Origin of the sequence: Tamlana sp. I1, assembly GCF_015355625.1 — a bacterium.
Taxonomy (GTDB): Bacteria; Bacteroidota; Bacteroidia; order Flavobacteriales; family Flavobacteriaceae; genus Pseudotamlana.
Genome location: NZ_JACLAF010000001.1, coordinates 348,736 through 357,407, shown reverse-complemented (window position 1 = coordinate 357,407; position 8,672 = coordinate 348,736). Strand labels below are relative to the sequence as shown.

The 8,672-nt window shown below is 34.1% G+C and carries 8 protein-coding genes and 1 tRNA gene; 3 read left to right on the top strand and 6 right to left on the bottom strand.

The window, feature by feature from the left end:
* The coding region (locus tag H6X70_RS01510) for a transposase (RefSeq protein ID WP_194765898.1) at positions 1-138 on the top strand (138 nt) is incomplete at its 5' end.
* Positions 139-238: 100 nt separating this feature from the next.
* Here H6X70_RS01510 and H6X70_RS01505 read toward each other — a convergent pair.
* The 4 genes from H6X70_RS01505 to idi all read right to left on the bottom strand — a co-directional run bounded on the left by H6X70_RS01505 (position 239) and on the right by idi (position 1,702).
* Positions 239-312 (bottom strand) — tRNA-Thr (locus tag H6X70_RS01505).
* A gap of 62 nt (positions 313-374) precedes the next feature.
* Positions 375-641 carry a hypothetical protein gene (locus tag H6X70_RS01500; RefSeq protein WP_194765897.1) on the bottom strand — a complete coding sequence of 89 codons (267 nt, stop codon included), beginning with the start codon at positions 639-641 and terminating at the stop codon, positions 375-377.
* 129 nt (positions 642-770) lie between these two features.
* Positions 771-1,181 (bottom strand): 6-pyruvoyl trahydropterin synthase family protein, encoded by a 411-nt coding sequence (locus H6X70_RS01495; RefSeq protein ID WP_194765896.1) that lies wholly within the window; start codon positions 1,179-1,181, stop codon positions 771-773.
* Positions 1,178-1,702, bottom strand: coding sequence for an isopentenyl-diphosphate Delta-isomerase (idi, locus tag H6X70_RS01490; protein WP_194765895.1), 525 nt, complete (start codon positions 1,700-1,702; stop codon positions 1,178-1,180). The genes H6X70_RS01495 and idi overlap by 4 nt, the downstream gene beginning before the upstream one ends.
* A 216-nt stretch (positions 1,703-1,918) precedes the next feature.
* On the opposite strand from idi, the gene H6X70_RS01485 reads away from it, so the two are divergent.
* Positions 1,919-3,508, top strand: coding sequence for a peptide chain release factor 3 (locus tag H6X70_RS01485; protein ID WP_194765894.1), 1,590 nt, complete (start codon positions 1,919-1,921; stop codon positions 3,506-3,508).
* Positions 3,509-3,545: 37 nt separating this feature from the next.
* Entirely contained in the window at positions 3,546-3,779 is a 234-nt protein-coding gene (locus H6X70_RS01480; RefSeq protein ID WP_194765893.1) for a (4Fe-4S)-binding protein, read from the top strand.
* An 84-nt stretch (positions 3,780-3,863) separates the two neighbouring features.
* Here H6X70_RS01480 and H6X70_RS01475 read toward each other — a convergent pair whose 3' ends face one another.
* Complete coding sequence (locus tag H6X70_RS01475; protein ID WP_194765892.1) at positions 3,864-4,181, bottom strand: DUF3467 domain-containing protein; 318 nt, start codon at positions 4,179-4,181, stop codon at positions 3,864-3,866.
* 173 nt (positions 4,182-4,354) lie between these two features.
* A complete protein-coding gene (rpoC, locus tag H6X70_RS01470) occupies positions 4,355-8,656 on the bottom strand; it encodes a DNA-directed RNA polymerase subunit beta' (RefSeq protein WP_194765891.1) in 4,302 nt (1,433 codons plus the stop codon).
* Between the last annotated feature and the right edge of the window lie 16 nt (positions 8,657-8,672).

Sequence of the window (8,672 nt, the reverse complement as noted above, 5' to 3'; positions counted from 1 at the left end):
CTAAACTATTTTATTAATAGAAGTACAAATGCTTCTGCAGAATCCTTTAATGCCAAAATTAAAGCTTTTAGAACGCAGTTCAGAGGCGTGAGAAACGTAAAATTCTTCCTCTATAGATTAACTACTATTTTTGCTTAATTCTAAAATCCCACAACTTTTGCTCTTGATCCATAAAAACAGTAAAGTAAACCTTTATAAAAAGACATAAAAAAACCCCACTTAAAGTGAGGTTTTTTTGAGCCGATGGAGGGACTCGAACCCACGACCTGCTGATTACAAATCAGCTGCTCTAGCCAGCTGAGCTACATCGGCTTATTTAACGGGTGCAAATATAATCGCAATTTTTTTATCTGCAAGCAATCCGTTAAAAAATTTTAGCTTAAAGCATTAATTTTTTCAATTAAAGCTCTCCCCTTTTCTTCTAGCTCATTATTAATAGCTTTAAAATGTGCTTTTGGGTTTTCTGCTTTTGTATTTACTTTAACAATTAATTCATCAAAAGTTTTAATTGCTTCGTCAATAATCGCTTCACTTTTCTTGGTGTCTTTGTCGGTATTTGAATATTCCCAAACATAAACTGCTTCTATAATATCACCTAAAACATAATTAATGTCTTTTTTTAGGTCTCTAACATTTGCCATAATTTCTTAATTTATTTTACGCAAAATTACATATAAACTTCCAATAGCAAGCCTTTTTAAGATATATTTTGCAGTGTAAATGCGCTTGAATAATTATTAAACGCTTATTTTTTAAAGAAGATTTTAAAACTATTCCCCTGAATAACGCACAAAATTACGTGGGGTTTCATAAAGTGTAATTTCAAGATGTAATTGATGCTCTAACTTTGGTTTTAACTTATTATAAATAACCACAGCAATATTTTCGGCAGTAGGGTTTAAATCTTTAAATTCGGGCACATCTAGATTTAAGTTTTTATGATCGAAAGCGGCTTCAACTTCTTCAGCAATAAGAGTTCTTAAAATTTTAATGTCGATTACATATCCGGTTTCTTCATCGATATCCCCTGTAACACTTACAATAAGTTCGTAATTATGCCCATGGTAATTGGGATTGTTACATTTTCCGAAAATTTTATCATTTTTTTCAAAACTCCAATCCTTTCTATATAACCGATGTGCCGCATTAAAATGTGCTTTTCTGCTTACCGTTGCCCTCATGACGTTACTTTTATATTATCGTAGAATTTATCAAAAATCACTTTAAACCAAGCCGTATATAAGTCTGGGTTTTTAGCAATATCGTCCTTTACAGCTTCTAAAGGCATCCATTTCCAACTAGCAACTTCGTCTGGATTAATATTAGGCTCACCATTGTAAGTCCCCAACATAATATGGTCGTATTCGTGTTCGGTTAAGCCATTATCAAACGGCGCTTTGTATATAAAAGAAATAGATTCTTCTAAATCTACAACAAAACCCATTTCTTCTTGCAAACGCCTTTTTCCAGCTTCTAGATTAGATTCACCATCACGCTGATGGCTGCAACAAGTGTTCGTCCACAGTCCTGGCGAATGGTATTTTCCTAAAGCACGCTGCTGTAACATTAATTCATTTTTATCATTAAAAACAAAAACAGAAAATGCACGATGAAGTAACGCTTTTTCGTGCGCTTCCATTTTAGGCATTAATCCAATTTTCTCATCCTTTTCGTTTACAAGAATTACTTCTTCTTCTTTCATCTGTTATTATTTTTTTAAGCATTTGTACTCATGTAATTCGCTAAACACATAATGATTTACATTAAATAATTAGCAAATACTAGTTTCATAGTAAACAAAAATACCATCTAAATTTTGAATACCATATTAATCCAATTAGAAATTTAAAAAGTACACACATCTTCAATTCTTATTCAAGTTATATATTATCTTTGCAACCCATTTGCACTAAGATATATGAGCTTTTTAAAAGAAATACAACGACGCAGAACTTTTGGAATCATTTCGCATCCCGATGCTGGTAAAACCACATTAACCGAAAAATTATTACTTTTTGGTGGTGCGATACAAGAAGCAGGCGCTGTAAAAAGTAATAAAATTAAAAAAGGAGCTACAAGTGACTTTATGGAAATTGAGCGTCAGCGTGGAATTTCTGTAGCAACTTCGGTATTGGCTTTTGAATACAATGGCATCAAAATTAATATTCTAGATACACCAGGTCACAAGGATTTTGCCGAAGATACTTTTAGAACACTTACTGCTGTTGATAGTGTAATTGTGGTGATTGATGTTGCCAAAGGGGTCGAGGAACAAACTGAAAAATTAGTTGAAGTTTGTCGCATGCGCAATATTCCTATGATTGTGTTTATTAACAAAATGGACCGTGAAGGAAAAGATGCTTTTGAATTGCTTGATGAAATAGAACAAAAATTAGGCTTGCATGTAACACCTTTAAGTTTCCCGATTGGCATGGGTTACGACTTTAAAGGTATTTATAATATTTGGGAGAAAAACATCAATCTTTTTAGTGGTGATAGCAGAAAGAACATTGAAGAAACCATTGAAGTTTCAGATTTAGACTCGAAAGAATTAAATAATCTGGTAGGCGATAAAGCTGCTGAAACACTTCGTGAAGAATTGGAGCTAGTTGAAGGTATTTATCCCCCTTTTGATAATGAAGAGTATTTAAACGGAAGCTTACAACCTGTATTTTTTGGTTCGGCTTTAAATAGTTTTGGGGTTCGCGAATTATTAGATTGTTTTGTGGAAATCGCTCCAAAACCACAACCTAAACAAAGTGAAGAACGCCTAGTAAAACCTGAAGAAGATAAATTTACAGGATTTGTTTTTAAAATCCACGCTAATATGGATCCTAATCATAGAAACCGTTTAGCGTTTATTAAAATTGTATCGGGAGAATTTAAAAGAAATGCACCGTATTTACATGTTCGTCACAATAAAAAAGTAAAATTTTCGAGTCCGAATGCTTTTTTTGCTGAAAAGAAGGAAATTGTTGAAATCTCTTACCCAGGTGATATTGTAGGATTACAAGATACCGGAAATTTTAAAATTGGTGATACGCTTACTGAAGGCGAAGGACTAAATTATAAAGGTATTCCAAGCTTTTCTCCAGAACACTTTAGATATATTAATAATGCAGACCCTTTAAAATCTAAACAGCTATTTAAAGGTATCGACCAGCTTATGGATGAAGGTGTGGCGCAATTATTTACCTTAGAACTTAACGGAAGAAAAGTAATTGGAACCGTTGGTGCCTTACAATATGAGGTTATTCAATACCGATTAGAACATGAATATGGAGCTAAATGTACTTATGAAAACTTAAATGTACATAAAGCCTGTTGGGTAGATCCTACCAATTCTAAAACAGAAGAATACAAAGAATTTGTAAGAGTAAAACAACGCTATTTAGCTAAAGATAAACGCAATCAGTTAGTTTTCTTAGCCGATTCGCCATTTTCATTACAAATGACACAACAAAAATATCCAAACATAAAACTACATTTTACATCAGAATTTGATTAAACCTTTTTATAAAATTATATATCTAATTGATTAAATTATGAAGACTAACGTAAAGTTTGAACGTAATAGCGATATTACCATTTCCTACGATCCTTTCGTATGTGCACAATCTGATATTTGTACAAAAAGCCTTCCGGAAGTTTTTAGAAACTCTGTAATTCCCTGGATAGACCTTGAAGGCGAATCTACCGATAAAATAATTACACAAATAAGAAAATGCCCATCGGGAGCTTTAAAATTTAAAATCAACAAAGAAGAACTCGTTTATTAATCGCATCTAACATTGCTTAAACGAACAAAAAAAGCCTTTGAAAAATTTTCAAAGGCTTTTTTGTTATATCAATTTTGCATAAGTCTATGCTTGTCCCGTTGGGCCAAAATTTAGTGGGATTGGTGGCTGCTCATAATCTTTAATTTCACCGTGAGCATTTTCAAAACGTGCTATGTTATCACCTAAAGCCTTTAATAAACGCTTTGCATGTTGTGGCGTTAAAATAATTCTAGATTTTACCTTGTTTTTTGGAACACCTGGCATAATATTCACGAAGTCTACTACAAATTCTGAAACAGAATGGTTGATAATCGCTAAGTTAGAATAAGTTCCTTCAGCAACTTTCTCGTCTAACTCTATGTTTATTTGCCCTTGATTTTGTTTTTCTTTTTCGTCTGCCATATTTAAATATTTTTTCCAATATAGAGGAAATGTTTTTAAAGCTTTGATTTTATATTAAAAAAGCCTTCAAGTATAAAGATACAAGAAGGCTAATCTTTTTAAGATTCCCGCTTTACTCATCTACACTTACCTCCAAAAAGGTATTCGTGAATCTTCGATTTCGCGGGAATGCTTTAATTATAATTTAATTCTTGCTTTACTTGCATCATTTCGTCAAATTCTTCTTTTGAACCCACGATGATATCAGAATAACTTCTCATACCTGTACCTGCTGGAATTCTATGACCAACAATTACATTCTCTTTCAAGCCTTCTAAAGCATCAACTTTACCTGCTACTGCAGCTTCGTTTAATACTTTAGTTGTTTCTTGGAACGATGCCGCAGAAATAAACGATTTTGTTTGAAGCGATGCTCTCGTAATACCTTGTAGTATTGGAGTTGCCGTTGCAGGCTGTGCATCTCTAGCAACAACAAGCGCTTTATCTTCACGACGTAAAATAGAATTCTCATCTCTTAATTGACGAGGTGAAACTATTTGTCCTGGTTTAAGTGTAGACGAATCTCCAGCATCTTCAATCACTTTCATTCCGAAGATATCATCATTTTCTTTAATGAAATCTGCTTTATGAGCTAATTGATCTTCTAAGAAAATCGTATCACCAGAATCGATAATTCTAACTTTACGCATCATTTGTCTTACAACAACTTCGAAGTGCTTATCGTTAATCTTCACACCTTGTAATCGGTAAACTTCTTGTACTTCGTTTACTAAATATTGTTGAACCGCAGAAGGGCCTTTAATATTTAAAATATCGTTTGGTGTAATAGAACCATCAGATAATGGCATACCAGCTTTTACATAATCATTCTCTTGTACTAAGATTTGATTAGATAATTTCACTAAGTATTTCTTAACATCACCTAATTTAGATTCTACGATAATCTCACGGTTACCTCTTTTAATTTTTCCGAAAGAAACCACACCATCAATAGCAGAAACAACTGCTGGGTTAGATGGGTTACGTGCTTCGAATAATTCGGTTACACGAGGAAGACCACCTGTAATATCCCCTGCTTTAGCCGATTTACGAGGAATCTTAACTAAAATTTTACCAACATTAATTTTATCGCCATCATCAATCATAAGGTGAGCGCCAACTGGTAAGTTGTAAGAACGCATCGTTGCCCCGCTTGAATCTTCGATATGAAGTGTTGGGATAAGCTTTTTGTTTCTAGATTCAGAAATTACTTTTTCTTGGAAACCTGTTTGCTCATCAATTTCAACTTGGTAAGTTACCCCTTGTTCGATGTTTTCGTACTTCACTCGACCAGCGAATTCAGAAATAATTACACCGTTATATGGATCCCAAGTACAAACCACATCTCCTTTAGTTAATTCTTGACCATTTTTAACAAAAATAGTAGAACCATAAGGAATGTTATTAGTACTTAATACAATACCTGTTTTCTTATCTGTAAGTTTAATTTCAGAAGTTCTAGAAATTACGATATCAATCTCGTTTCCTTCACTATCCTGACCTTTAACTGTTTTTAAATCTTCAATTTCAGCAACACCGTTAAATTTAACAGCTAATTTGTTTTCTTCTGAAATGTTACCTGCAATACCACCTACGTGGAATGTACGAAGTGTTAACTGTGTACCAGGCTCACCAATTGATTGTGCAGCAACTACACCAACAGCTTCACCACGTTGTACCATTTTACCTGTAGCTAAGTTACGACCGTAACATTTAGCACAAATTCCTTGTAAAGCTTCACAAGTTAAGGCTGAACGTACTTCTACACTTTCAATTGGAGATGCTCCTATTACTTTCGCAACAGCATCATCAATTAATTGTCCTGCAGAAGCTAATTTTTCTTCAGTTAAAGGATTGTATACATCGTTTAATGAAACACGACCAACAATTCTTTCTTGTAAAGTTTCAACAACTTCATCATTCTTTTTCAATGGTTCAACTTCAACACCTCTTAACGTACCACAATCTTCAGTATTAATGATAACATCTTGAGAAACATCTACTAAACGTCTAGTTAAGTAACCTGCATCGGCAGTTTTAAGAGCCGTATCCGCAAGACCTTTACGTGCACCGTGCGTAGAGATGAAGTATTCTAAAATTGAAAGTCCTTCCTTAAAGTTAGAAAGAATCGGGTTTTCAATAATCTCTCCACCACCAGCATTCGATTTTTTAGGTTTCGCCATTAATCCACGCATACCTGTAAGCTGACGAATCTGTTCTTTAGATCCACGAGCTCCAGAATCAAGCATCATAAATACCGAGTTAAATCCTTGTTGGTCTTCACGAATACGCTTCATAGACAATTCAGTCAATTCAGCATTTGTAGAAGTCCAAATATCAATAACTTGGTTATAACGTTCGTTGTTGGTAATAAGTCCCATGTTATAGTTACCTGTAATTCCATCAACTAAACCATTGGCTTTATCAATCATTCCTTGTTTTTCTGGTGGAATGATAATATCCCCTAAACTAAATGATAAACCACCTTGGAAAGCGAATTTAAATCCTAAAGTTCTAATAGCATCTAAGAAATCGGCAGTTTCAGGAACTGAAGTTACCTTAAGAATATCACCAATAATATCTCTTAATGACTTTTTAGTAAGTACTTCATTGATATATCCAGCTGCTTGTGGTACGTGTTGATTAAATAATACACGACCAACAGTAGTTTCAATAATCATTGGAGCAAGTTTACCATCCTCATTAATATCGATAGTTCTTACTTTAATTCCAGCGTTTAAGTCTACTCTTTGCTCATTGAAAGCAATTTGAACTTCCTCTGGAGAATAAAACGTTAAACCTTCACCTTTAACTTGAACTTCTGGAGTAGATTTACGTAGCTTGGTCATATAGTAAAGACCAAGTACCATATCTTGAGAAGGTACCGTTACAGGAGAACCATTTGCTGGGTTTAAGATATTATGAGAAGCCAACATTAACATCTGGCATTCTAAAATAGCTTCTGGCCCTAATGGTAAATGCACCGCCATCTGGTCACCATCGAAATCGGCGTTGAATGCCGTACATACTAATGGGTGTAATTGGATTGCTTTTCCTTCAATTAATTTTGGTTGAAAAGCTTGAATCCCTAAACGGTGTAAAGTAGGCGCACGGTTTAGTAATACTGGATGTCCTTTAAGAACGTTTTCCAAGATATCCCAAACCACAGGCTCTCTTTTATCTATAATTTTCTTTGCAGATTTTACTGTTTTAACAATACCTCTTTCAATTAATTTTCTAATTACGAAAGGCTTGTAAAGCTCAGCTGCCATGTTTTTAGGCAATCCACATTCAAATAATTTTAATTCTGGTCCTACAACAATTACCGAACGTGCTGAATAATCCACACGTTTACCAAGTAAGTTTTGACGGAAACGACCTTGCTTACCTTTTAATGAATCTGATAAAGATTTTAAAGGTCTGTTAGAATCTGTTTTTACTGCTGAAGACTTACGGGTGTTATCGAATAATGAATCGACAGACTCTTGAAGCATACGTTTTTCGTTACGTAAAATAACTTCAGGAGCTTTAATTTCAACCAATCTTTTAAGACGGTTGTTACGAATGATAACACGACGGTATAAATCATTTAAATCAGACGTTGCAAAACGACCACCATCTAATGGTACTAATGGACGTAATTCTGGCGGAATGATTGGAATGACTTTCATAATCATCCACTCAGGACGATTCTCTCTATTTTGATTTGATTCACGTAAAGATTCTACAACTTGTAAACGTTTTAAAGCTTCCGTTTTACGTTGTTTAGACGTTTCGGTATTTGCTTTGTGACGTAACTCGTATGATAAAGCTTCTAAATCAATTCTTGCTAATAAATCAATTAGACATTCAGCACCCATTTTCGCTAAGAATTTGTTAGGGTCTGTATCGTCTAAATACTGATTATCTTGAGGAAGGGTTTCAAGAATATTTAAGTATTCTTCTTCAGTTAAGAAGTCCATTTTTTGTAATGGTTCACCTTCTTCATTTTTAGCATTACCAGGTTGAATAACTACGTAACGTTCGTAGTAAATTATCATATCTAATTTCTTAGAAGGTAATCCTAATAAATAACCAATTTTATTTGGTAACGAACGGAAGTACCAAATGTGAGCCACAGGAACTACAAGGTTGATGTGTCCTACTCTGTCACGACGTACTTTCTTTTCTGTTACTTCTACACCACAACGGTCGCAAACGATTCCTTTGTAGCGAATTCTTTTATATTTACCACAAGCACATTCGTAATCCTTAACAGGACCGAAAATACGCTCACAGAACAAACCATCACGCTCTGGTTTGTGAGTTCGATAATTGATAGTTTCAGGCTTTAAAACCTCACCTCTAGACTCTGCCAAAATAGACTCTGGTGATGCTAAACCAATGGAGATTTTATTAAACCTCTTAACTGTATTTTTATCTTGTTTTCTTGCCATTTTCTTAAGTTTTAAG